Below are 21,253 nucleotides of genomic sequence, written 5' to 3' on the forward strand. Positions count from 1 at the left end.
CGCTCCCAGGATCTCTCTGGGACAGACGCTACCGCCCCTCCGGCTCCCGCTCTGCCGAAGTCGGTCGTCCCGCACCGGGGACGACGGCCCGCCAGTACTGGCGCTTGCCCTCGTCGCGCAGCACCACCCCGATCCGGCCCAGCTCGCGCCGCAGCTCGCGGGCGTCGTCGCGACGGTCCCGCTTGATCGCCCGCTCGCGGGCGCGCAGCAGCGCCTCCGCGCCGGTGGGCAGGCCGGGCAGGTCGGGCACCCACAGCCGGTACGCCGACCGGTGCGGGTCGCCGTCGGCCCAGACCCAGCCGTGCTCCTGGAAGGCGGCGGCGAGCCGTGCGGCCGGCAGGTCCGTCGACTCCCGGACCAGTTCCGCCCCGTCGGCGTCGAGCAGCACCAGGTGCTTGTCGGCGAGGAAGGCCACCCGGGTGTCGGCCCGCGCGACTGTCCGGTTCTCCGCGGCGCGGCGCAGCCGGGCCTGCGCCGCGTCGACGGTGACGATCAGCCGTTCGGCGGTGCCCATCCCGGCGACGACCAGGCCGGCCAGGACACCCGCGCCGATCGTGCCGGCGGTGGCCTGCGGCTCGGGCAACCGGTCCAGCCACTCGATCAGGTCGCTGAACGGCACCCAGGGCAGCCGGGCGAGCCAGCCGGTCGTCGCCGCGAGGAGCCATCCGACGCCCGCGCCGGCCAGCGGGAAGCCACCCCACATGACGACCAGTTCGACCACGCCGCCGCTGACCACGGTGCGGGGTCGGTATCCGGCCAGGTCCATGGTCAGGACACCTCGCGGCGCAGCGTCCGGAACAGGCCGGCGGCCAGCGGCAGGACCATCCAGACCAGCAGGGACACCGCTATCCGCCCCCACTGCCCGCTGGTGACGGCGTCGCTGCTGAACAACGGTTCCATGGTCTTGCTGGTGTCCAGCCACTCGGACGGGCCACGCAGGGGCTTGACCATCTCGCCGAGCACCCCCCACAGGGTGGGCAGCAGCAGGTAGCCGACGATGGCCAGCGGCGGGTTGAGCAGCAGCAGACCGAAGGCCGCGCCCATCAACACGCTGGTCACCTGGAGGATCGCCGCGTTCAGCACCAGCGACCAGTCGAACTGCCAGGTGCCCGCGCCGCCGATGGCGGACGCCACGAGCGTCCCGACGGCGGCGACGGCGAGGCTGGTCAGCACCGAGGCGAGCGCGGTGAGCGCCACGGCGACAAGCTTCGCGGCCACCACCCGCTCCCGGCGGGGCACCAGCGCGTACGTGGTGAGGGCCGTCCGCTGCGACCACTCGCTGGTGATCGACAGGATGCCGAGCACCGGCAGCAGCACCGACACCGGCAGCAGCGAGGGGACGAAGAAGTTGAGGAAGGTCTGGTCGGCCTCCTCCGCGTAGATCAGTTGCAGGGTGACGATCGCGGCGGTGAGCAGGCCGATGGTGATCAGCAGCCAGCGACCGGCCCGGGTGTCGACGAGCTTGCGCAGCTCCACGACGGTGAGCCGGAGCAGCGACGGGCGGCGTACCGCAGTGTGCTGCCGGGGCACGACGGCGTCGGCGGCGGGCGCGGTGGTGGTGGTCATCGGACGGCCTCCTTGGTGGATTCGCCGGCGGTCAGGGTGAGGAAGAGCTGTTCGAGGCCACCGCCGCCGGCGGGGCGCAGCTCGGCCAGCGCGACGCCGGCATCGGCGGCGGCCTGGCCGACCGCCTCGGCGTCGGCCTGCACGAGCAGCCCCTCCGAGCTGTCGGCCGCGCTCAGCCCGGCCAGTTCCAGTGCGCGACGCAGCGCCGCGCCGTCGCGGGCCCGGACCACAGTCCCGCCGCCCGCCAGCAGCTCGTTCTTGTCGCCCTGGGCCACGATCCGGCCGCCCCCGATCACCACCAGCCGGTCCGCGACAGCCTCCACCTCGCGCAGCAGGTGGGAGGAGAGCAGCACCGTGCCGCCCCGGTCGGCGAAGTCGCGCAGCAGGCCGCGCATCCAGAAGATCCCCTCCGGATCCAGGCCGTTGGCCGGCTCGTCGAGGATCAACACCCGGGGGTCGCCGAGCAGCGCGTGCGCCAGCCCGAGCCGCTGGCGCATGCCCAACGAGTACGCCCGTACCCGACGCTTCGCCGCCACCGCGTTCAACCCCACCAGGTCGAGCTTCGCGGCGACCTCGCGCCGGTCCAACCCCATGGTGTACGCGGACAGCGTCAACGCCTCGCGGCCGGTGCGCCCGGCGTGCTGGGCGGAGGCGTCCAGCAGCACCCCGACCTCCCGCCCCGGGTTGGGCAGCTGGCGGTACGGCTGCCCGGAGACGGTGGCGCGGCCGGCGGTCGGTGCGGTGAGTCCACAGATCATCCGCATCGTGGTGGACTTGCCGGCGCCGTTGGGTCCGAGGAAGCCGGTGACGGTGCCCGGCTCGCACTGGAACGACACGTCGTCGACGGCCGGGTGTGGCCCGTACCGCTTGGTGAGGTTCTCTACCGTGATCATGCCGATCAGCGTGCCCGTATCGCCCGGCCATCCGCTGCGGCCGCCGGTAGGTGCCGTAGCGACCTTGGTCGACGTTCGGGTCTCGACTTTGGTAGCTGGTCGTGGTGCCCGTCGGCTGCCTAGCATGGGGCCGTGACCAGCCTCGCCGTCCCGGAACACCCCTGGCTGCTGCCGGGGGAGCTGGTCGTGCCGGGCGAACGTGACCGGGCACACCCGCGCCGCACCACCCGGGACTGGGTGGTGGACGGCCTGGCGTTCCTGGTCTCTCTGGTCTGGGTGTTGTTCGCCACGGCCGACGCCCTGGCGCCCGACCCGACTATCGCCACCGCGCTCCCGCACGACTGGATGGTCGGCGTCGACGCGCTGATCGGGCTGGTCTGCTGCGGGCTGCTCTGGGTGCGCCGCCGGTGGCCGCTGGGCCTGGTGGTGGCGACGATACCGCTGACCCTGTTCTCGTTGGCCGCCGGCGTCCCGCTGTTGATCTTCTACTTCACCGTGGTGGTGCACCGCCGCACCGCCATCGCGATCGGGGTCACGGGCGCTGGCCTGATCACCAACCTGGGCTTCAGTTGGCTGCGTCCGGACCCGAATCTGACGTACTGGGAAACCGCCGCGTGGGGTGTGGTGTTCAGCCTCGTCGTGCTGGCCTGGGGGATGTTCGTCCGGGCCCGGCGGCAGTTGATCGTGTCGCTGCGCGACCGGGCCGAGCGCGCCGAGTCCGAGCAGCAGTTGCGGGTGGCCCAGGCCCGCCACCTCGAACGCACCCGGATCGCGCGGGAGATGCACGACGTGCTGGCCCACCGGATCTCGCTGCTCAGCCTGCACGCAGGCGCGCTGGAGTTCCGCCCCGACGCTCCCGCCGACGAGGTGGCAAGGGCCGCCGGGGTGATCCGGGGCAGCGCCCACGCCGCCCTGCAGGACCTGCGGGAGGTCATCGGCGTGCTCCGGGCCGAGGACGACAGCGTCGGCGATGCCCCCGAGCCGCCGCAGCCCACCCTCGCCGACCTGCCGGCCCTGATCGCCGAATCGCGGTCGGCAGGGGTACGGGTAAACGTCAGCGACACCGTGGACCGGTCGGGGGAGGTGCCGGCGGCGCTGGGCCGGGCCGCGTACCGGATCGTGCAGGAGGGGCTGACCAACGCCCGCAAGCACGCGGCCGGCGCGGCGGTCACCGTTGACGTCGCCGGCGGGCCGGGCGCCGGGCTGACCGTGACGATCGGCAACCGCTGGCCCGTCGGCACCCCGGCCGGCGACGGTCTGCCGGGCGCCGGCACCGGCCTGGTGGGTATCAGCGAGCGCGTCACGCTTGCCGGCGGTCGGCTGGCCTACGGTCGGGACGACGCTGGCGACTTCCGCCTGGCCGCCTGGCTGCCGTGGCCGGCGTGACCGGCGCGCCCGGTGGGGCCGGGACCGGCACGCCGCCGGTGCGGGTGCTGATCGTGGACGACGACGCGCTGGTCCGGGCCGGCCTCTCGATGATCCTCGGCGGCCTGCCGGATCTGCTGGTGGTGGGCGAGGCGGCCGACGGCGGCGAGGTCCCGGCGGCGATCGTCGCGTACGCCCCGGACGTGGTCCTGATGGACATCCGGATGCCCCGGGTGGACGGGCTCACCGCCACCGAGGCGCTGCGTGCCCAGCCGCACCCGCCGGAGGTGCTGGTGTTGACCACCTTCGACGCCGACGAGCAGGTGCTGCGGGCGCTGCGCGCCGGGGCGGCCGGTTTCCTGCTCAAGGACACCCCTCCGGCGGACATCGTGCACGCGGTACGCCGGGTCGCCGCGGGTGAGGCGACGCTCTCCCCGACGGTGACCCGCACGCTCATCGACCACGTGACCGCCGCCACCCCGGGTCTGGCCGGCCCTGATCCGCGTCGCGAGCGGGCGCTGCGGCTGCTCGGTGGGCTCAGCGAGCGGGAGCGTCAGGTGGCGGTCGCGCTGGGGCGGGGCCGCACCAACGCGGAGATCGCGGGGGAGTTGTTCATGAGCGTCGCGACGGTGAAGGCGTACGTCTCCCGGCTGCTGACCCGACTCGATCTCAACAACCGGGTCCAGGTGGCCCTGCTGGTGCACGACGCCGACCTCGTCTGAGGGCACGTCGAACCGCATCACCAAGCCATCTGGTGCCACCGTCGTTGATACACTCAGCCATGAGTGTTCCAAAAATGAGAGCCTCAAGGATGGTGTCGTGGACGGCTTCGTGGGACGAGAGCGGGAGCTGGCCGTGCTGAAGGGGGCACTCGCGCGGGTCGAACGCGGGGGCCGTGCCGGTCGACCCGGCCGGGCCCTGCTGATGCGCGGTCGCCGCCGGGTCGGCAAGTCGCGCCTCGTGGAGGAGTTCGTCGAGCGAGCGGAGGTGCCACACCTCTTCTTTACCGCCTCGGCGCAGCCGATCGTCACGGCCGATCTCGCGCTCTTCGTGGAAGCGGCGGCCGCATCGACGCTGCCGGGCGCGCAACTGCTCCGGGGACAGCAACCACGGACGTGGGACGCCGCACTCAGTCTGCTCGCCGCCGCGCTGCCGACCGATCGGCCGAGCGTCGTCGTCCTCGATGAGATGCCGTACCTCATCGAGACCGACCCGGGATTCGAGGGCACCCTGCAGAAGATCTTCGACCGTGAGCTCTCCCGGCTTCCGGTCCTGCTGATCTGTGTCGGGTCCGACCTGGCGATGATGGAGGCGCTCAACGACTACGGCCGACCGTTTCACCAGCGTGCCACCGAGATGGTCATACCGCCGTTGAGCCCGGCCGACGTCCGCGACATGCTCGACCTGTCGGCCGCCGACGCGTTCGACGCCTACCTCGTGTCCGGTGGTCTGCCACTGATTCTCGACGAGTGGCCGACCGGCGCATCAGTGCGCGAGTATCTGAGCGCCGCGGTACCGGATCCGACCTCGGCCCTGCTGGTCAGCGGCGAGCGGGCACTGGCGGCCGAGTTCCCGGCGCAGTCCCAGGCCGGCCTGGTGCTGCGGGCGATCGGCTCGGGTGAGCGGACCTTCTCACTGATTGCGCGTGCCGCAGGGGATCTCCCGCAGGCGTCACTGAGCCGAGCTCTGCGACTTCTGGCCCAGAAGCGGGTGGTGGACGACGCACTCCCACTGTCGACGAAGCCGTCCCGGGAAACTCGGTACGTCGTGGCCGATCCGTACCTGCGATTCTGGCTCTCCTTCCTGGGCCCACACCTCGCGGAGATCGAACGAGGTCGAGGTGATCTCACCCTGGATCGGATCACCGGGTCGTGGACGTCCTGGCGCGGGAGAGTCATCGAGCCCGTCGTCCGAGAGGCGCTGCGTCGGCTGCCTGTGGATCACCTGCCAGCGGAAGCGCCGGTGATCGGCGGCTACTGGACGCGGACCAATGATCCGGAGATCGACATCGTCGGCGCCGATCGTGCGCCCGTGGCGGCGCGCATCTGCTTCGTCGGATCGATCAAGTGGCAGGAGAGCGGACCCTTCGACGCGCATGACCTGGGCCGACTGCTCCTGCACCGATCCCGGTTGCCCGGTGCCGACGAATCGGTGCCGACCCTCGCCGTCTCGCGCAGCGGCAGCGCTGTCGAAGGGATCCATGTGCTGTCGCCGGACGATCTGCTCAGCGCGTACCGGAATTGAACCTTCGTCCGATGCCGGCCGTACCACTGCCCGAGGATGTCGGTGCGGTGAGTCCGCCGTACCGCTGCTGAACTGCGGGAGGCCTGCCGTGCGTGTTGGTGAGCAGTCGACGGATCCCATCGACCTGGTGCTGGGTGAGGTGCCGGTGCCGGCACCACTGACCCCCGAGGATGTCCGGCTCGCGGTCCGGGCGGTGGTCGTGCACACCGCCGAGGAATGGCCGACCGGGCCGCTGTGCCGCAACGACGGCGCCTCCTACCCGTGCCGACTGCACAGGTGGGGGCGTCGGGTCCTGGAGACACACGGGCTCAACGAGCGGCAGATCGAAGCGTTGATCCAGCACGGCAACCCCTTCGTGCACGTGCCCTTCCCGTTCACCGCGACCGGTCCGTCGTCGGCCCGCCCCACAGGCGTCCGGCCGGCGACGACCGCCGGCTATCCGGCGCCGGCCCCCGGCCGCGGCGGGCTGCCGGCGCGACACCAGGCCGCGCGGGTCACCCCTGCGGGGGTACGGCAGGGCTCTGCCGGCCGGCCGGTGACTCCCCCCGTCACCGCGCCGCGCTGGCCCCGGGCGAGCTGAGCGGCGCCACCCCACGCCCTGTCCGGGGTCGACACGACGTCGGCCCGACGCGGAGGTTCCCCACCCACCCGCGCCGGGCCGACGTCACACTGCCGGCTCGTTCAGTCGTTGCCGGCGCCGATGCCGCAGTCCGGCGCGGACCAGCTCGTCGTGTTCGAGCTGTTGTCGCTGTTGTTCTCGCGACGCGAGTCGACGTGCACGTGGTCGTCGTGGTCCGGGTAGCCCGGCCCGTAGATCCCGCTGAAGCCCTTGTTGCGGGCGGTCTTGGCCACCGTGCACAGCGAGGACGTCCGCGAGGTGACGTCGGCGGCGTTGCCGTACAGGTGCTGGCTGTCCGACGCGCCGCCCACCTGGTTGTTGCAGGCGCGGCTGCGGAAGCCGCTCGACACGTTCAGCGGCTTGTCGCCGAGGCTCTTGCGCAGCGCCTCCAACTTCCACATGGTGCGCAGCGCGTTCTGCTTCGTCTGGCTCGCCGACACCGGGCCGCCGCTCCACCCGCTGCCGCCGCAGCCGTTGTCCAGCTCGCTGTAGGTGAAGTGCGCGGGCGTGCAGTCGTTGTCCTGGAGCTGGTACAGCTTGGCGTAGGTCTGCGGGCCCGCGACGCCGTCGGCGCGCAGCCCGTACGCCTGCTGGAACCGCTTGACCGCGGCGGCGGTCTTCGGTCCGTAGCGACCGTCGTTCTCCACGATGTCCCGGTAGCCGGCCCAGCCGGCGACCCGGATCTGCAGCTGGCGGACGTCGTCGCCGGAGCGCCCCTGGTACAGGTTGCGGTTCCAGGTGTAGCAGCCGTCCGCGTACGCTGCCGGCGCGGCGACCACCGAGGCGATCGCTGCCCCGGGCAGCGCCAGGGCGAAAGCGACAGCAACTCGCTTCAAGGTGTTTACGCGCACAGAAGTCCTCCCGATAGGAGAGCGAATGGGGTTGCTTCGGGACATCGACCGGGACGTCCCGTGATTTCCACCCTCGCACTGATCGGTGCCCTAGGCGGCAATTAACGAGAATTGTCCTCACGATTCGTTGTTCCTGGGCATCGGCTGGGAATTCGACTGATTTGCGAAACAGCCATTTCCCCCCGATCAGCCCGGTGACGGGAGAACTGCACCGAACGTCGCAATCGGTCACACCCAGGGTGATGTTCCTCGCCCGTCGGGGGCCGGTAACGTCAGCCCCGGGCGGCGGACTGGCGGAGGTGCACGTGGCACGCGGTGGCGTCTTCTGTGTCGAGGGTCAGTGGCACCGTGACCTCAACGAACGCGGCTCCGTGCTGCCCACCCTGGAGTTGCTGGAGCGGCTGGGCAAGATCCGCTTCATTCACAAGGACGCGGCCACCCGCGACGAGCTGTTCTACTTCCTGGACCGCTGGCTGCTCAAGCAGTACGCCGACCACCGCGTCGGCTTCTTCGCCATGCACGGCGAGCCGAGTCGGCTCTGCCTCACCGACTGGCAGTCGGTGGAGCTGAACGAGGTGGCCGAGCTGATGGCCGGCCGCTGCGAGGGGCGCCGGCTCTATTTCGGCAGCTGTTCCGTCCTACGCGCGTCGGACGCGGTGCTGCGCGAGTTCCTGGAGGTCACCGGGGCCGCCCTGATCTGCGGTTTCACCCGGGACGTCGACTGGGTCGAGTCGGCCGCCTTCGAAACCGTCCTGCTCGACGTGCTGGCGAACGGGCAGCGGCACAATGCCGCCGAACTGCGGATGGGTTCCGCGCACTGGGCGCCGCTGGCCTCGTACCTCGGCTTTCGGGTGATCTATGCCAACGGCCGGGCCTGGCGCCCGGTCGGTCGGCCCCGCGTGCCCACCCAGGCGGTGCACCGCGCCGCCGCCGGCCCCCGCTGACCCGCGGCCGCCGGTGGATGGCAGGACGGGTGATGACGGGCAGCATCGCGAAGAACAGCGGAGGGAACGGGACCCTGTGACGTCGGGGCGGCGGTGGGTGCAGGTGCGGCGCAGCGGGGTCTACCTGCTGGGCTCACTGTTCTCCGGGGTCACCACAGTGCTCGTGCTGCCGCTGCTGTGCGTCCCCCGGCTCGCCAGGCTCTGGGCGAACTGGCACCGTGGGCGTGCCGGCAGGCTGCTGGGTGCGCCGTTGGCGTCGCTCTCCGTTGGGCCTGCGGAGGGCCGCCGGGCACGGGCCGATCCCGTCACGGGCCCCACCTCTCGCGCGCTGCTCTGGCTACCGGTGAACGCGCTGACCGGGGTGGTGTTCGGCCTACCCGCGCTGCTGTGCGTGGGTAACATCGCAGTCGCGGTGATCGCCACACCGCTGTGGTGGGCCTTCACGCTGGAGGGTCGGCCACGGCTGTTCGTCGACGTACCGGTTACGGGCTGGGCGACAGCTCTCACCCTCGGTCCGCTGCAGATCCTCCTGCTCGCCACACTCGCGTACGTGGGCTTCCCGCCGATCGCCCGCGCGCACGCACGCATCTGCCTGGTGGTGCTGTCTGGCTCGACCGACGAACAGCTCGCCGAAAGGGTTGCCGTGCTGACCCGCACCCGTGCCGACGTGCTCGACGCGCACGGCGCGGAGCTGCGCCGGATCGAGCGCGATCTGCACGACGGCACCCAGGCTCGGCTGGTGGCCATCGCGATGCGGCTGGCCGTGGCCCGGCAGGCGTTCTCCGACAATCCGCGGGACGAGCAGTTCGTGGAAGGACTTCTTCGGGACGCACACGAAGGAACCGAGGAGGCGATGACCGAACTGCGCGAGGTGATCCGGTCCGTCTATCCGCCGATCCTCGCCGACCGGGGCCTGCACGGCGCCCTGACGGCCGTGACCACCGGCTGCGGGGTGCCGACCCGGTTGGACATCGGCGACCTCGAACGGGTGACGCCGGCCGTGGAGGCCGTCGTCTACTTCGCCGTCGCCGAGGCGCTCACAAACGTCACCAGACACAGCCGAGCCACCGCGGCCGGCGTACGGGTCAGCCGCACGGGGGACCGGTTGTCGGTGCTGGTCACCGACAACGGTACCGGCGGCATCGACGATCGACGGGGCACCGGCGTAGCGGGCATCCGCCGCCGGGTGCTGGCGCTCGACGGCACCGTCCACGTTGACAGCCCGGCCGGCGGGCCGACGACCCTCACCGTGGAGCTGCCGTGCGGGTCGTGATCGCCGAAGACAACGTACTGCTGTCCTCCGGACTGGAACTGCTGCTGGGGCGCGCGGGCTTCCAGATCGTCGCCATCGCCGACGACGCGGCGGGTTTCCTAGCGGCCGTGCGGGAGCACCGACCCGACGTGACAATCGTCGATGTCCGGCTGCCGCCGTCGTTTCGCGACGAAGGAATCCGCGCTGCCCTGCAGGCCCGGCGGGAGCGCCCCGGCCTGCCGGTTCTGGTGCTGTCGCAGTACGTCGAACAGCAGTACGCCGCCGAACTGCTCTCCAGCAGCGGCGGCGGCGTCGGCTATCTCCTCAAGGACCGGGTCAGCCGGGTGGACGCGTTCGTCGACGCGCTGCGCCGCGTCGCCGCCGGTGGCACCGCGATGGATCCCGAGGTCATCGCGCAGCTCGTGCAACGCGCAGGCGACCCGATCGCCGCCCTCACTCCCCGGGAACGCGAGGTACTCGCACTGATGGCACAGGGCCACGACAACAACGCCATCGGTACGCGGTTGGTCATCACCGACAACGCTGTCCACAAGCACATCGGCAACATCTTCGCCAAGCTCGGCCTCGCCGTGACCGACAGCGGCCATCGCCGCGTCCTCGCCGTCCTCGCCTACCTCAACGCCGCGGGCCAGGTGAGCGGTCGTTGATCACTCACGACCGCCTGTCGCGTCGACGGGCGCCTGTCGCAACGCGTACCGGGTGGCCACTCTGATCGCACCCCAGGAGAGCGCGATGGTGAGCGTCACGATCGCGATGAGCCCGGTGAAAGAGATGCTCGGAACGGGCGACCGCGTCAGTCCGCGGCTGATGCCGATCAGCGGTGGAATCGTTGCCAACAAACCGAGCAGCAGCGCCGCGAAGACCACGATTCTGGCCTCGCCGTTCATCATCGCGCGGAGCTGGTCCCGGCTGGCACCGATGAGTTGCAGCATCGCGAACTCGCGAACCCGCGCCGTCGTGGCCATCACGAGGGTGTTCACCACGGCGATGGCGATGTAGCCCAGCAGTACCGTCTGGAACAGCAGGTTCAACGCCCAGTCACCGGAGCCGCCGGGCCCCGGGGCGGCCAGGAACGTCTGCCGGTCCCCGACCTGGACCGTCGGGTAGCGTGCGACGACGCCACGCAGCGCGCCGGCGAGCGCCTCCGGGTCGGTCCCGTCCACCGATCGGATCAGCACCGCGGCGTCCACCCGCGCGGTGGTGTGGGCCACGACGAGGTCGTTGGGCAGGGCGACATCCCCGAAACCCAGGCCGTTCTCGTAGATCGCCACCACCCGTGGCTCGACAAGCGTGCCGTCGCCGAGCCGGAGGTCGACAGTTTCGCCGACTCTCGCTCGGACGGTCTGCGCGACGACTCGGCTCAGCGCCACCGCCTCGCCACGCAGTTCCGCGATGTCGCCCTGGTCCACCGCGAGATCCATGGTTTCGGACAGCCGTTCGGGCTCTACGCCCTGGGCGGCGAAGACCCTGGTCGCGGTGCTGTCCTCGGACGGGAAGGTCAACAGCACCTGCATCCGGGCCACCGGCGTCGCCACGGCGACGCCGGGCACGCTGCGCACGGCGTCCACGACTCCCGGGGACACCCCGGCACCGGACGACGCGGTCAGCACGTGGTCGGCCCGCAGGCCGTCCTCAAGTTGGTGCTGCGCCCCCGCGATCGCCGTGGAGGCGCCGAACACCTGCACGGCGGCCAGGGTCACGCCCATGGCCAGCGGTACGGTCGCCGAACTGAGCCGCTGCGAGTTGGTCCGTGCGTTGGCCTGGGCGAGGAACCCGCTGGCCGTGGACTGCCGGTTGAGGCGCGAGCCGAACAGCACGATGACGCCCCGAAGCAGTTGGGGTCCAAGACATCCGAGCGCCACGACGAACAACAGGACCGCGCTCCCGGCCGTGTCGGCGACCGAGTCGCCAGGTGACGCGACATTGCCGAAGGTCAGCAGCAGCCCGAGCGGGATGAGGAGAACGCCGATGATCAACCGGACCCGGCCGATCCTCCTGGGCTCGACCGTGGCGTCGCCGAGAGCCTCGACCGGGCTGACCTTGGCCACCCGCCGCGCGACCAGCCAGCCGGCAAGCCGGGCGCTTGTCACGCACAACACCAGCGAGGCCAGGACCGGCAGAAACCCCACCCGCATCCGGAAGTCCGGGGGCATCGCGTCCGCGAGGACGAACACGCCGCGCATGACGAATGCGAGCGCCACGCCGGGCACTGCGCCGACCACGGCGCCCACCGACGACACGATTGTCATCTCGGCGCCGATCATCCAGTGGATCTGCTGAGGTGTCGCGCCGATGGCACGTAGCAGGGCCAGTTCTCGTCTGCGCTGCCGCACCGACAGGGCGAGGGTGCTCGCCACCACGAACACCACGATCAGCACCATGGTGCCGCCGAACGACGCCGCCGTCTCGACCACCAGACTGCGGGCGGCGCCGACGTCCAGGAACTCCACGTCGCCGCGTCCCGTGCCGGTGTGCGCCAGCACGCCCGGTACGGCCGCCGTGATGCGCTCGGCCAACTGCTCCGGGGTGGCTCCGGGCGCCGCGAGCACGCCGACGGCGTCCACCCGGTCCGGACGGCCGGACAGCTTGGTCGCCTGATCGTCGGTGACGAACACGGCGGACTGCCGATCCAACCCGCCCCCCTGAACGGTGGCGATGCCCACCACGCGATAGGACGACGGGATCGAGCCGACCACGAGGCGCACGGTCTCGTCGAGCGACACGCCGCCGCGCGCGGCGAGGCCGGCGTCGAGCACGACTTCGTCGGGCGCGGCGGGCGCCCGGCCCTCGCGGACCCGGAACGGCGCGAGCGCCGCGGCGGACCAGCCGTGCCCGAACACCGGGAAGCCGTCCGGGCCGGGCACCGTGTCGCCGTTCCGGGTCAGCACGCTGACCTCGACGTTGACGTCTCCGATCGCCGACCGGACACCTGGCACCGCGGCGACGGCGGCCACCTTGTCGGCGGGCAACGTGACGCGCTCGCTGTAGCGGACCTCGGAGGTCTCGTCCAGCCGGAACGACTGCTGACCGCCGAGAACCACAGCCGTCCCCGAGTAGCGCTCGGGGGCCACGCCGGTGCCGAGTCCGGACATCAGCAGGGTCCCGCAGGCGGTGATGACCGCCGAGCCCGCGGCGATCGCGACGAAGGAGCCGACGAAACCGCCCTTGCGCCCCTTGATCGTGCTCCACGCCAGTGACAGATCTCTGGGGTACGGCACCACGAGGCGGATCAGCCGCCGGATGCGGCGGATCACCACTCGCCCAGGTGCGTCATACGCGACGCGATCTGCTCCGTGGTGGGTCGGGTCAGCCGGCCCGCGATCCTGCCGTCGGCCAGGAACACGACCGAGTCGGCGAAGGAGGCGGCAACCGGGTCGTGGGTGACCATGAGCACCGTCTGCCCCATGTCGTCGACGATGTGTCGCAGCAGCTCCAGAACCTGCCTGCTGGACCGGGTGTCCAGCGCACCTGTCGGCTCGTCGGCGACGACCACATCCGGGTGGGTGATCAGCGCGCGGGCGACCGCGACCCGCTGCTGCTGACCGCCGGAAAGCTCGTTCGGCCGCCGCTTGACCTGCTCGCCGAGACCGACCGCGGTCAGCACTTCCCGCAGGAACGCCCGATCGGTCCTCCGCTCCGCCAGCCGCAGCGGCAGCGTGACGTTCTCCTCGACGGTAAGCGCCCCCAGCAGGTTGTACGCCTGGAAGACGAACCCGATCCGGTCGCGTCGCAGCTCGGTCAACTCGCGCTCCGACCGGCTGGACAGCTCCGTGTCACCCAGCATGACCCGGCCCGACGTCGGCCGGTCCAGGCCGGCCGCACAGTTCAGAAATGTGCTCTTGCCCGACCCGGACGGGCCCATGACGGCGGTGAAGGTGCCGCGCGGGAACGCGGCTGTCACCGCATCGAGGGCCCGTACCGCGTTCCTTCCCGACCCGTACTCCTTCGACACCGACTCCAGGCACACCGCTGCCGGCGCCGCACGGGTCTGTAGGGAGCCGGCCGCGGCGGTCTCCGCGGGTGGGACAGGCCGTTCCGACGGCTCCCTGTGTGGTCTCATGCCGTCCGATGCTAGGAACGGTGGCGGCCCTGGCCGATACGGCACGCCACCGAAAAAGAGGTACAGCTGGCGGTAGTGCCCCGGTGTTCCGCGGCCCTCGACCCCTGGTAGGAACGGGGAATGGCACCCAGCATCGCGAAGAACACCCGGGTCGACCGGGACGCCCTGCTCGACTTCCTCCGGCCCCGGCACCGTGTCGTGCTGATGACCACCCGGGCCGACGGCCGCCCGCAGTCCTCGCCGGTCTCCGCCGGCATCGACGGCCAGGGCCGGCTCGTCGTGTCCACCTATCCCGAGCGGGCGAAGGTGACGAACATCCGTCGTGACCCCCGGGTCTCGGCCTGCGTGCTCTCGGACGACTGGAACGGTCCGTGGGTGCAGCTCGACGGCACCGCCGAGGTGCTGGACCTGCCCGAGGCGCTGGAGCCGTTGGTCGAGTACTTCCGCAGCATCTCCGGCGAGCACCCGGACTGGGACGACTACCGGGCGGCAATGGTGCGCCAGGGCAAGTCGCTGATCCGGGTCACCATCGACGCCTGGGGTCCCATCGCCACCGGCGGCTTCCCGGCCCGTCTCGCCGACTGACGCCCTTCTCAGTACGCGGCGGTGAAGCGGGTGTTGACGTACCGGGGCTGCTCGATCTCGTCGACGATCGCGACCGCCAGGTCCTCGTAGGTGAGCACCGACCGGCCCTGGTCGTCGGTGACCGGCTCGTCGGTGCCGGTGCGGTAGTGCCCGGTGCGGTCGCCGGGGTGGAACTCCAGCGGCGGCGGCGACACGTACGTCCAGCTCACCCCGTCTGCGGCGCTGCGGTAGTAGTCCAGGGCGTCGGCCTGGCCCAGCGCCGCTTCCCGGTACCGCTCCGGGAAGTCCGGCTCGTCCAGGATGCGGGTGCCACGCGGGGTGAGCAGGGTCGACCCGCCGCCCAGGTGAATGATCCGCGGCGCGGACGGCATCGACCGCAGCGTGGTGACCAGGTTCTCCGCGGCGTCGCGCCACAGCCCGCGCTCGCCGCCGCCGATCGCCACCACCAGCGCGTCCGCGTCCGGCGCCAACTCCCGGACGCTGCGCTCGCTTGTGGCGTCGCCGGTGACGGTCGTTACCCCGGCCGGCAGGTACGAGGTGGCCTCCGGGCGACGGACCGCGGCGATCACCAGGTGCCCACGGTCGACCGCCTCGGCGGTGACCCGCGACCCGGCGGTGCCGCCCGCGCCAAACACGACGATGCTGCTCACCAGCTCAGGCTAGGGACCGGCCCGCCCACCCGTCGGCGGAACGGCGATCCCGGTCACTCGACGAGGGCGGCGTAGACGAGCTGGCGCAGCTGGGAGCGCAGCGGGTACGTGCTCGACGGCATGAGCTGGGTGAACAGCAGCGCGGTGATCTCCTCCGCCGGGTCCACCCAGAAGGCCGTGCTGGCGACCCCACCCCAGTAGTACTCGCCGACGCTGCTCGGCATCCGGCTCGGGATCGGGTCCTCGACCACCGCGAAGCCGAGACCGAAGCCGATCCCGTCGAAGGTGGTCTCGGCGAAGCCGCCTGTGGACAGGGTGCCCAGATCCTGCCCGCCGGGCAGGTGGTTGCGGGTCATGAAACGCACCGTGCGCGGCCCGAGCAGGCGTACGCCGTCCAGCTCGCCGCCGCCCAGCAGCATCTGGGTGAACCGGTGGTAGTCGGCGGCGCTGGAGATCAGGCCACCGCCGCCGGAGAGCAGGCCGGGCTTCTGGTGCGCGAGCGCGCCGAGCCGGTCGTAGCGGACCGCCCGGCCGCTGCGGGGATCCGGTGCGTAGAGCGCGGCCAGCCGCTCGGCCTCGTCCCCCTCGACCCACCAGCGGGTGTCAGTCATGCCCAGCGGGCCGAAGATCTTCTCGGCGAAGAAGGCGTCCAGGCTCTGCCCGGAGACCACCTCGACCAGCCGGCCGAGCACGTCCGTGGCGACCGAGTAGCCCCACGCCGTGCCGGGCTGGAAGAGCAGGGGCAGCTCGCCGAAGGCCGCGCAGGCGCCCGCCAGGTCGACGTCCGCCGGCGGGTACAGGTCGTAGCCGGCCGCCCGGTACAGCCCGTCGACCACCGAGGTCTGAATGAAGCCGTACGTCAGGCCGGCAGTGTGGGTGAGCAGGTGCCAGACCCGGATCGGTTCGGTCGCCGGCACTGTGTACGGCTTGAGCGCCGAGCCCTTCGAGTAGACCCGCAGGTCGGCGAACTCGGGCAGCCAGCGGCTGATCTCGTCGGTCAGCTCGAAGCGGCCCTCCTCCCACAGCATCATGGCGGCGACCGAGGTGACCGGCTTGGTCATCGAGTAGATCCGCCAGAGCGTGTCGGCCTCGACAGGGGTGCCCGACTCGCGGTCGGCCAGGCCGTACGTCGAGGAGTGCGCCACCTCGCCGCCCCGGGTGACCACCACCTGCCAGCCCGCCAACCGGCCGTCGTCGACGTACCTGCCGAAGTGGTCGTCGATCCGCGCCAGCCGCGCCGGGTCGAAGCCGATCTGATCCGGGTCCCTGCTCCGAGCCACACTCACGTCGCCGAACCTACTCGCCGGTACGCCACCACCGGAAGGGGGCCGCCACCCGCGGGCCGCCCCGAGGGCGTCGGTGGGCGGCACTAGCCTGGCCGGATGCCGGAGTTGACCGAGGATGTGACCTTCCGCCACGAGGACTGGTACGCCGAGGAGCTGACCGACCGCCAGTTCGTGGCGTGCGAGTTCTTCGACGTGGACCTGACCGAGGCGGTGACCCGTGGCGCGGTCTTCACCGGCTGCACGTTCGGTAACGTGCAGTTCAACGCGTCCCGGCACCTCGACTCGGCGTTCACCCGCTGTGTCTTCCGGCGGTGCAACTTCTTCGAGGCCGAGTTCACAGGCTGCAAGCTGGTCGGGAGCACCTTCGTCCAGTGCGAGCTCCGCCCGCTGCGGGTCGACGGCGGCGACTGGTCGTTCGTCGCGCTGCCCGGCGCGGACCTGCGCGCCGTCTGGCTGAGCGGCGTGCGGATGCGCGAGGCCGACCTGACCGGCGCCAACCTCACCGGCGCCACGGTGACCGGCGTCGACCTCTCCGGCGCGCAACTGCACAACTGCCGTCTGGGCGGTGCTGACCTACGGCGCAGCGATCTCACGGCGCTGGACCCGACGTCTGTCGAACGGGCCGGCGCCATTGTCGACGCCGAGCAGGCTCTCGTCATCGCGCAGGCGCTCGGCTTCCGGATCGGCTGACACGGGCTCGCCGTCCGTCGATCTGCCACGGGACCGTCGGACGTCCCATACCGTCCCGATCCGGACTGGACAGGCCAGCCTGTCCCGATTTAGCGTGTCGACCACGCCGGTGCGAACCTGAGCGGCCCACAGTGGACGGTCGATCCGTCGCGTGCCGTGGCGGCGGAGTGGAGGGGTCGGTGGCGGACGAGGACCGTACGCGGGATGGTGCGCGGGCCGGCGACGAGCCGACCGGGCGACCGGCGTCGCACCGGCCGCGCACAGTCGCCACCGGGCTGAACGGCCGCACGCTGCGCCGGCTCGCCCGCACCCGACAGCGGCGGCGCTGGGCGTTGGAAGGGCTCGGCGCGCTCGTCTGCCTCGGGCTGCTCGTCGCGTACCTCGGCACGCGGTCCGGCCCGGAATCGGATGGCCCGGTCGGTGGCGCGGGTGGCGTACCCGCCGGGGCCACTCGACCGACGGCCTTCCCGGCTGCCGACGGGCACGCCACCGACACCGGCCCGGCGCTGCCCGGCCTGCGCCCCCGGGAACGGCCGCCCTCGCCCGAACCGACTCCGTCGACGAGCACGCCCGCCCCGCCGCCGAGGAAGCCGGGGGCGTCGCTCCTGTCGGTGAGCCGCGCCGAGGTGCCCGCCGAGGTCGACCTCACCACCGTGGGCGCCCGCGACTGGATGCACTGGGGCCTGCGCGGCGGCACCTCGACCGTCCGCAAGCGCTCCGGCTCCGGCGAGATCGTCGACGCGGGTGGGAGGGGCAACCGGATCGGCTGGGACGGCAACCAGGAGGTCGTCCGCTGGTCCGACGGCGCGCCCGAGCGGTTCGACAGTGGCAGTTCCAACGGTGTCTACACCTGTGGTGCGGGCAACGGTTTCACGCTGGCGGTCGTCGGCAGCGGGGCGCCGCGTACCGTCCAGCTCTATGCCGGGATCTGGATGGCCCGGGGTCGGCTGGACGCGCGGCTGTCCACCGGCGGGCCGGTCAGCACCGTACGCCTGGAGGACCCGTACACCAGCCAGAGCGCGGTGTTCACCATCCGGTTCGAGCTGCCGAAGGACGCCCGGCTGGTGCTGACCTGGACCGTCGAGAAGGTCTTCACCGAGCACTGCGGCAACGTCGGGCTCCAGGCCGTCGCGCTGCGCTGAGCCGGGCGGGGTGCGGGACAGTTTGTCCGTCGCACTCGGTCGACAGCAACGTAACTTTCTGCTGTCCCCGTCTCACCTTCCACTGTGGAGGAAACGCAGATGAGCAGCAGTACCGCCCACCGCGTCCGTCCCGTCGTCTCCTCCGGCGCCGACGACCTGCCCGGCGAGGCGCTCCGCGACATTCCTCTGCCGCCGTACGTGACGGGCGAGGACGCCCAGTTCGCGGTGCGTGCGGTGGTGGTGCACGCACCACGGCGCTGGTCCGGCGGGGTGGTCTGCCGCAACGACGCCAGCCCACACCCGTGCCGGCTGCACCGATGGGGCACCCGAGTGCTGGCGCTGCGCGGACTGCGGGCCGCCGAGATCGCCGCGCTCATCGAGCGCGGCGATCCCACGGCGGTGATCCGCACACCTGACCGTCCGGCCTGACGCCCCCCGTTCAGCAGGTGATCGGCTTGACCCAGGAGCACTCGACGCCCTCCGGCGTACGCGGCGTCTCCGGCACCGCGGGTGGCGCGACCTGTGCGACCCGTGCCGCGCTCGCGGCGTCCTCCCGATGGCCGGCCAGCGCCACGGCGATCTGGTCCTCCAGCGGCTTGACCGACGCCGTCAGGTAGTTGTTCAGCAGGATGGAGAACGCCAGCAGGTGGCCGTCCGCGCTGGTGACGTAGCCGGACAGTGCGGAGACGCCGGTGAGGCTGCCGGTCTTCGCGTGCACGTTTCCCGCCGCCGGGGTGCCGGCCATGCGGCTGCGCAGCGTGCCACCGACGAACCGTTCCGGCTGCCCGGCGATGGGCAGCGCCGCGTACCAGGTGGCGAACCAGGGCTCGGCCCGCACGGCGGCCAGGAGGTCGACGAACTCCGTCGCCGGCACCAGATTGCGGCGGGACAATCCCGAACCGTCGCGCTGGCGCAGCGTCTCGGTGTCCATCCCGGTGTCGGCGACGTACTCGCTTATCGCCGTGAGGCCGGCGGACCAGGTGCCCGCGCCGGACAGCACCCGACCGATCTCCTTGGTCAGGACCTCGGCGTGCCCGTTGTTCGAGAGCTTGAGAAACGGCGTCATCAGCTCGCCGAGGCTCATCGAGTCGTGTCGCGCCACCTGCTGGGCGGCCTCCGGGGTGGGTTCGCCGAGCACTGTCCGGCCGAGCACCCGTACGCCGTGCCGGCGTAGCGCCGCCCGGAAGACCTCGGCCGCGTAGCCGGTGGGCTCCCAGACGGTCACCCAGTCGCTGGCGGGCTCGTCGCCGACGGCGATCTGGCCGGTCACCACTATCGTGTTGCCGCCGTGCTCGCGCTCGATGGAGATCGAGGTGTCGCCCTCGCTCACCGTCTCGGCACGATTGTCGATGTGGACATACCCGGTCGACGGCGTGGTGCTGACCACCGGCTTGGCGCCGGCCCGGTCGGCCGGCGCGGCGTGCACGATCACGGTGCCCGCGTCGTAGTCGGTGTCCGGCGCGACGGTGAGCGCGGAGACCTGCGCGGCGTAGTAGTAGGGCTCGTCGTCCCAGGTCCAGTCGGGGCCCAGCCGGGTGTGGTCGTAGCGGGTGTCGTCGGCGACCAGGTTGCCGGTGACGACCCGGACGCCGTCGGCGGCGACCTGCGCGGCCAGGGCGTCGTAGTCGGCCGCGAGCATGGTCGGGTCACCGCCGCCGCGCAGGTAGAGGTTGCCGGAGAGCAGCCCGGCGCGGCGCTTGCCTGTGGTGTGGACGTCGGTGCTGAAATGGTGCCCGGGGCCGAGCAACTCCAGGGCCGCGGTCGAGGTCAGCAGCTTGGTGTTGGACGCCGGGACCAGCCGCCGGTCGCCGTTGCGGTCGTAGAGGGTCTGCCCGGTGTCGGTGTCGACGACGACCACCGATGTCTGCGCGCCGGCCAGCCGGCTGTCGGCGAGGATCGTGTCGATGGTGGCGCGCAGTTGGGTCGTCGCGGGGGTGGGCGACTCGGCGGTGGCGCCGGACGCGCCGACGGCGGCCGCGGTGACGGCCAGCGCGAGCAGCGCGGCAGCGCGCGGAAAGAGACGACGATGCATGCGCCGATGCTGTCACGGAGGTAATCGCCAGAAAAGAGCCTCGGTCGAAGGTTATTGCCGCCGGCGTCTACTTCGGTCTGCCGACCGACCTGTCGTGCCCACCCCAGTAGTGCCGTTGCGCGCCCATTACCAGTGGTGCCACCAACGCGGCGAGAGCTCCGCCGAGCAGCGGGAAGACGATGAACACCCAGAGTTGGCGAAGAGCGGTGCCACCCTGGAAGACAGCCGGCCCGAAGGCGCGAGCCGGGTTGACCGCCGCGCCGGTAAGCGTCACGCCGACCAGTTGGGTGGCGGCCAGGGCCAGCCCGATGGCGACCCCCGCGACGCCCGGATTCTCGCTGCGGCTCGTCACGACCAGGACGACCAGGACGAAGAGGAAGGTCAGCACGATTTCCAGCACGGCGGCGCCGCCCCGGTTGATGTGCGCGCCGTACCCGTTCGAGCCCAGCGCCCCGGTCTGGTCCGCCACGTCACCCCAGCGGGTCAGCGCCCAGAGCAGGAAGCCGGCCACTGTCGCGCCGACGAACTGGGCGATCCAGTAGGCCACCGCGCCGATCAGCGTGATCTTGCCGGACAGCAGCACGCCGAGCGTCACCGCCGGGTTGACGTGACTGCCCGAGAGGGGGCCGATCGTGTAGACGAGGGCCAGCATGACGAACCCGAAGGCCAGCGCGACGACCACCACGCCACCCTGGATCCGCGCGGCGACGGCCGCGCCCACGCCGAAGAACACCAGCAGCAGGGTGCCGAGGAACTCGGCGCCAGCACGACGAGCGTCATCCATGCACTCAGCGTAAGGATAATTCGGGCAAAACGGTGGGGGAATCCGGGGGCCGGGCGGGCCCTGCCCCCGCGCCCGACTGATCCGGCTCTATTTGACGGATCGCCTGGTAGCGGGCACCGTGGGAAGGGACGGGGCCCGTCAGTTGCCCCGATTCGATGCGACGGCGATGACCGTCCATCCCTCCCGTCGCCTCCCACGCGCGCTCGTACGCGGGCCGACTGTCCGGTCTGCGCGGCAACCGACCGCGAGCCGAGAATCCACGAGGAGTT

21 protein-coding genes are annotated in these 21,253 nt (G+C 71.7%); 11 read left to right on the plus strand and 10 right to left on the minus strand.

Features of this window, described 5'->3' with window-relative positions:
* Positions 1-28: 28 nt before the first annotated feature.
* From ACLQ26_RS09075 to ACLQ26_RS09085, 3 genes are read right to left on the minus strand one after another with little or no spacing between them, the layout of a single operon-like run.
* Positions 29-766 (minus strand): YqeB family protein, encoded by a 738-nt coding sequence (locus ACLQ26_RS09075; RefSeq protein WP_425744013.1) that lies wholly within the window; start codon positions 764-766, stop codon positions 29-31.
* A 2-nt stretch (positions 767-768) separates the two neighbouring features.
* The gene (locus ACLQ26_RS09080) at positions 769-1,566 is read right to left on the minus strand and encodes an ABC transporter permease (protein WP_425744014.1); all 798 of its coding nucleotides are present in this window, start codon (positions 1,564-1,566) and stop codon (positions 769-771) included.
* The gene (locus ACLQ26_RS09085; RefSeq protein ID WP_425744015.1) at positions 1,563-2,459 is read right to left on the minus strand and encodes an ABC transporter ATP-binding protein; all 897 of its coding nucleotides are present in this window, start codon (positions 2,457-2,459) and stop codon (positions 1,563-1,565) included. Before ACLQ26_RS09085 ends, ACLQ26_RS09080 begins: the two co-directional genes overlap by 4 nt.
* A gap of 132 nt (positions 2,460-2,591) precedes the next feature.
* On the opposite strand from ACLQ26_RS09085, the gene ACLQ26_RS09090 reads away from it, so the two are divergent.
* From ACLQ26_RS09090 to ACLQ26_RS09105, 4 genes are all read left to right on the plus strand, one after another.
* On the plus strand, positions 2,592-3,845 hold the full coding sequence (locus ACLQ26_RS09090) for a sensor histidine kinase (RefSeq protein WP_425744016.1): 1,254 nt from the start codon (positions 2,592-2,594) through the stop codon (positions 3,843-3,845).
* The gene (locus tag ACLQ26_RS09095; RefSeq protein WP_425744393.1) at positions 3,824-4,546 is read left to right on the plus strand and encodes a response regulator transcription factor; all 723 of its coding nucleotides are present in this window, start codon (positions 3,824-3,826) and stop codon (positions 4,544-4,546) included. Before ACLQ26_RS09090 ends, ACLQ26_RS09095 begins: the two co-directional genes overlap by 22 nt.
* Before the next feature lie 97 nt (positions 4,547-4,643).
* Positions 4,644-6,068 carry an ATP-binding protein gene (locus tag ACLQ26_RS09100; RefSeq protein ID WP_425744017.1) on the plus strand — a complete coding sequence of 475 codons (1,425 nt, stop codon included), beginning with the start codon at positions 4,644-4,646 and terminating at the stop codon, positions 6,066-6,068.
* Positions 6,069-6,156: 88 nt separating this feature from the next.
* Positions 6,157-6,648 (plus strand): hypothetical protein, encoded by a 492-nt coding sequence (locus tag ACLQ26_RS09105; RefSeq protein ID WP_425744018.1) that lies wholly within the window; start codon positions 6,157-6,159, stop codon positions 6,646-6,648.
* 101 nt (positions 6,649-6,749) lie between these two features.
* Here ACLQ26_RS09105 and ACLQ26_RS09110 read toward each other — a convergent pair whose 3' ends face one another.
* A complete protein-coding gene (locus tag ACLQ26_RS09110) occupies positions 6,750-7,538 on the minus strand; it encodes a D-Ala-D-Ala carboxypeptidase family metallohydrolase (RefSeq protein WP_425744019.1) in 789 nt (262 codons plus the stop codon).
* 305 nt (positions 7,539-7,843) lie between these two features.
* Here ACLQ26_RS09110 and ACLQ26_RS09115 point away from each other — a divergent pair, with 305 nt between their 5' ends.
* The 3 genes from ACLQ26_RS09115 (at position 7,844) to ACLQ26_RS09125 (ending at position 10,402) form a co-directional block, all read left to right on the plus strand.
* On the plus strand, positions 7,844-8,482 hold the full coding sequence (locus tag ACLQ26_RS09115; protein ID WP_266249300.1) for a DUF6642 family protein: 639 nt from the start codon (positions 7,844-7,846) through the stop codon (positions 8,480-8,482).
* Positions 8,483-8,585: 103 nt separating this feature from the next.
* Complete coding sequence (locus ACLQ26_RS09120; RefSeq protein ID WP_425744020.1) at positions 8,586-9,755, plus strand: histidine kinase; 1,170 nt, start codon at positions 8,586-8,588, stop codon at positions 9,753-9,755.
* Positions 9,743-10,402, plus strand: coding sequence for a response regulator (locus ACLQ26_RS09125; protein ID WP_425744021.1), 660 nt, complete (start codon positions 9,743-9,745; stop codon positions 10,400-10,402). Before ACLQ26_RS09120 ends, ACLQ26_RS09125 begins: the two co-directional genes overlap by 13 nt.
* Here ACLQ26_RS09125 and ACLQ26_RS09130 read toward each other — a convergent pair whose 3' ends face one another.
* Together ACLQ26_RS09130 and ACLQ26_RS09135 are read right to left on the minus strand one after the other, a co-directional pair.
* Positions 10,403-13,009: an FtsX-like permease family protein gene (locus ACLQ26_RS09130; protein ID WP_425744022.1), complete on the minus strand. Its 2,607-nt coding sequence runs from the start codon at positions 13,007-13,009 to the stop codon at positions 10,403-10,405.
* On the minus strand, positions 13,006-13,815 hold the full coding sequence (locus ACLQ26_RS09135; RefSeq protein ID WP_425744023.1) for an ABC transporter ATP-binding protein: 810 nt from the start codon (positions 13,813-13,815) through the stop codon (positions 13,006-13,008). The genes ACLQ26_RS09130 and ACLQ26_RS09135 overlap by 4 nt, the downstream gene beginning before the upstream one ends.
* Before the next feature lie 120 nt (positions 13,816-13,935).
* On the opposite strand from ACLQ26_RS09135, the gene ACLQ26_RS09140 reads away from it, so the two are divergent.
* Positions 13,936-14,400 carry a PPOX class F420-dependent oxidoreductase gene (locus ACLQ26_RS09140; RefSeq protein ID WP_357493953.1) on the plus strand — a complete coding sequence of 155 codons (465 nt, stop codon included), beginning with the start codon at positions 13,936-13,938 and terminating at the stop codon, positions 14,398-14,400.
* An 8-nt stretch (positions 14,401-14,408) separates the two neighbouring features.
* Here ACLQ26_RS09140 and ACLQ26_RS09145 read toward each other — a convergent pair whose 3' ends face one another.
* Together ACLQ26_RS09145 and ACLQ26_RS09150 are read right to left on the minus strand one after the other, a co-directional pair.
* Positions 14,409-15,050 (minus strand): NAD(P)-dependent oxidoreductase, encoded by a 642-nt coding sequence (locus tag ACLQ26_RS09145; RefSeq protein ID WP_425744024.1) that lies wholly within the window; start codon positions 15,048-15,050, stop codon positions 14,409-14,411.
* Positions 15,051-15,103: 53 nt separating this feature from the next.
* Positions 15,104-16,336, minus strand: a complete 1,233-nt coding sequence (locus ACLQ26_RS09150) for a serine hydrolase domain-containing protein (RefSeq protein WP_425744025.1) — start codon at positions 16,334-16,336, stop codon at positions 15,104-15,106.
* A 96-nt stretch (positions 16,337-16,432) separates the two neighbouring features.
* On the opposite strand from ACLQ26_RS09150, the gene ACLQ26_RS09155 reads away from it, so the two are divergent.
* The 3 genes from ACLQ26_RS09155 (at position 16,433) to ACLQ26_RS09165 (ending at position 18,597) form a co-directional block, all read left to right on the plus strand.
* Positions 16,433-17,026 (plus strand): pentapeptide repeat-containing protein, encoded by a 594-nt coding sequence (locus ACLQ26_RS09155; protein ID WP_425744026.1) that lies wholly within the window; start codon positions 16,433-16,435, stop codon positions 17,024-17,026.
* A 179-nt stretch (positions 17,027-17,205) separates the two neighbouring features.
* Positions 17,206-18,168 carry a hypothetical protein gene (locus ACLQ26_RS09160; protein ID WP_425744027.1) on the plus strand — a complete coding sequence of 321 codons (963 nt, stop codon included), beginning with the start codon at positions 17,206-17,208 and terminating at the stop codon, positions 18,166-18,168.
* Positions 18,169-18,267: 99 nt separating this feature from the next.
* A complete protein-coding gene (locus ACLQ26_RS09165; RefSeq protein ID WP_425744028.1) occupies positions 18,268-18,597 on the plus strand; it encodes a hypothetical protein in 330 nt (109 codons plus the stop codon).
* 10 nt (positions 18,598-18,607) lie between these two features.
* Here ACLQ26_RS09165 and dacB read toward each other — a convergent pair whose 3' ends face one another.
* Positions 18,608-20,200 carry a D-alanyl-D-alanine carboxypeptidase/D-alanyl-D-alanine endopeptidase gene (gene dacB, locus ACLQ26_RS09170; protein WP_425744029.1) on the minus strand — a complete coding sequence of 531 codons (1,593 nt, stop codon included), beginning with the start codon at positions 20,198-20,200 and terminating at the stop codon, positions 18,608-18,610.
* A 67-nt stretch (positions 20,201-20,267) separates the two neighbouring features.
* On the minus strand, positions 20,268-20,984 hold the full coding sequence (locus ACLQ26_RS09175) for an MIP/aquaporin family protein (RefSeq protein WP_425744030.1): 717 nt from the start codon (positions 20,982-20,984) through the stop codon (positions 20,268-20,270).
* Between the last annotated feature and the right edge of the window lie 269 nt (positions 20,985-21,253).

It is taken from the genome of Micromonospora sp. DT43, from assembly GCF_049841645.1.
GTDB lineage: Bacteria > Actinomycetota > Actinomycetes > Mycobacteriales > Micromonosporaceae > Micromonospora.

Excerpts from the sequence above, each read along its gene's own strand:
- ACLQ26_RS09165 (WP_425744028.1), top strand. The coding sequence starts at position 18,268 with ATGAGCAGCAGTACCGCCCACCGCGTCCGTCCCGTCGTCTCCTCCGGC.
- ACLQ26_RS09085 (WP_425744015.1), bottom strand. The coding sequence starts at position 2,459 with ATGATCACGGTAGAGAACCTCACCAAGCGGTACGGGCCACACCCGGCC.
- ACLQ26_RS09080 (WP_425744014.1), bottom strand. The coding sequence starts at position 1,566 with ATGACCACCACCACCGCGCCCGCCGCCGACGCCGTCGTGCCCCGGCAG.
- ACLQ26_RS09140 (WP_357493953.1), top strand. The coding sequence starts at position 13,936 with ATGGCACCCAGCATCGCGAAGAACACCCGGGTCGACCGGGACGCCCTG.
- ACLQ26_RS09155 (WP_425744026.1), top strand. The coding sequence starts at position 16,433 with ATGCCGGAGTTGACCGAGGATGTGACCTTCCGCCACGAGGACTGGTAC.
- ACLQ26_RS09075 (WP_425744013.1), bottom strand. The coding sequence starts at position 766 with ATGGACCTGGCCGGATACCGACCCCGCACCGTGGTCAGCGGCGGCGTG.
- ACLQ26_RS09175 (WP_425744030.1), bottom strand. The coding sequence starts at position 20,984 with ATGGATGACGCTCGTCGTGCTGGCGCCGAGTTCCTCGGCACCCTGCTG.
- ACLQ26_RS09135 (WP_425744023.1), bottom strand. The coding sequence starts at position 13,815 with ATGAGACCACACAGGGAGCCGTCGGAACGGCCTGTCCCACCCGCGGAG.
- dacB (WP_425744029.1), bottom strand. The coding sequence starts at position 20,200 with ATGCATCGTCGTCTCTTTCCGCGCGCTGCCGCGCTGCTCGCGCTGGCC.